Consider the following 1,357-nt stretch of genomic DNA (forward strand, 5'->3'; position numbering starts at 1 on the left):
GTGGTCGCCGCACCCGCCGGCCCGCCGCCGGACCGGACCGGGGCCACGGGTGCCTGCCGTTCGCGGACGTCGCGGCTCCACTGCCAGCCGTCCCACCACCGCTCGCGGCGCTGGTCGACCGGGTCGGGATACCACCCACCGGGTGCTGCGTGCCGTCCGGGCGGGGGCTGCGGGCTGCCGACGGGGATCTCGCTCACCCGGACATCGTAGTGATGCCTGGCGGCGGGCCCGGCCGCGTCACGCGGCCGTGCGGAGAGCTGGCTCAGAGCCCCTCGACGAGCCGCTTCGCCTCGGCCAGACCCAGCCCGGTCTCCTCGCGCACCACCCTGATCGCCTCGATCGTGCGGCCCTGCCCGGCCAGCCCGCGGACCCGGGCGCTGACGGGCGAGACCTGGTCGGCGAGGCCGGACGGGTCGACGCCGGCACGGCGGGCCAGCTCCTGCACCATGCGCTCGAGCTGGGACACGCGGAGCTGCAGGGCGTCCACCTCACGTCGGGAGGCCGAGTTGAAGAACATGGCCGGACCCTAGCGGCCGAGGGGGACAGCGGCCACGTCGCCGACCACCACCACGGCAGGGTTGGTCACGCCGACCTCGCGGGCCCGCTCGGCCAGGTCGGACAGCCGCGCGTGCGTCACCCGCTGCCGGGGGGTCCAGCCCTGTTCGACCACCGCGACCGGGGTGCCGGGCGGACGTCCCGCGGCCACCAGGGCGTCGGCGATCTCGGCCAGTCGTCCGACCGCCATCAGCAGCACCAGCGTCGAGCCGGTGGCGTGCAGCAGCGGCCCCAGCCCGGCCGGGCCGTCGTGGCCGGAGGCCACCACGAAGGAGGTGCTGAGGCCGCGGTGGGTGACCGGGATGCCGGCCGCGGCGGGCACCGAGGTGGCGGAGGTGATGCCGGGCACCACCTCGACCGGGACGCCGTGCGCCGCGCAGTAGGCGACCTCCTCACCGCCCCGGCCGAGCACGAACGGGTCGCCGCCCTTGAGCCGCACCACCCGCCGGCCGGCCCGGGCGTGGCTGACCAGCAGCTCGTGGATGGTGTCCTGGATGCTGCCGTGCCGGCCGGGGTGCTTGCCCACGTCGACCACCTCGACGTCCTCGGGCAGCAGGGCCAGGTGCTCCTCGGTGCCGAGCCGGTCGGCCACCACGACGTCGGCGGACGCCAGCAGGGCCCGGCCGCGGACGCTGATCAGCCCGGCGTCGCCCGGTCCGGCGCCGACCAGCCACACCATCCCGTCGGCGGGTTCGGCGGCCGGGCGGCGGCGACGGACCGGGAGCGTCCCGGAGTCCAGGCCGGCGAGCACGGCGTCGCGGACGGCGACGGCCCGGCGCGGGTCGCGGTCGCCGGAGACGGC

General features: G+C 77.5%; 3 protein-coding genes. All 3 read right to left on the reverse strand.

Going from position 1 to position 1,357, the window contains the following annotated elements:
- Window positions 1–197 (reverse strand): DUF2510 domain-containing protein (locus tag DVA66_RS20445; protein ID WP_198672010.1); only part of this gene is annotated, 197 nt, incomplete at its 3' end.
- A gap of 65 nt (window positions 198–262) precedes the next feature.
- Window positions 263–517 carry a ribosomal protein L7/L12 gene (locus tag DVA66_RS20450; RefSeq protein WP_114561579.1) on the reverse strand — a complete coding sequence of 85 codons (255 nt, stop codon included), beginning with the start codon at window positions 515–517 and terminating at the stop codon, window positions 263–265.
- 9 nt (window positions 518–526) lie between these two features.
- The coding region (gene cobA, locus DVA66_RS20455; RefSeq protein ID WP_114561580.1) for a uroporphyrinogen-III C-methyltransferase at window positions 527–1,357 on the reverse strand (831 nt) is incomplete at its 5' end.

The organism is Desertihabitans aurantiacus (genome assembly GCF_003344635.1).
Classification (GTDB): domain Bacteria; phylum Actinomycetota; class Actinomycetes; order Propionibacteriales; family Propionibacteriaceae; genus Desertihabitans; species Desertihabitans aurantiacus.

Coding starts and splice junctions, on each gene's coding strand:
- DVA66_RS20450 (WP_114561579.1), bottom strand. CDS start 517: ATGTTCTTCAACTCGGCCTCCCGACGTGAGGTGGACGCCCTGCAGCTC.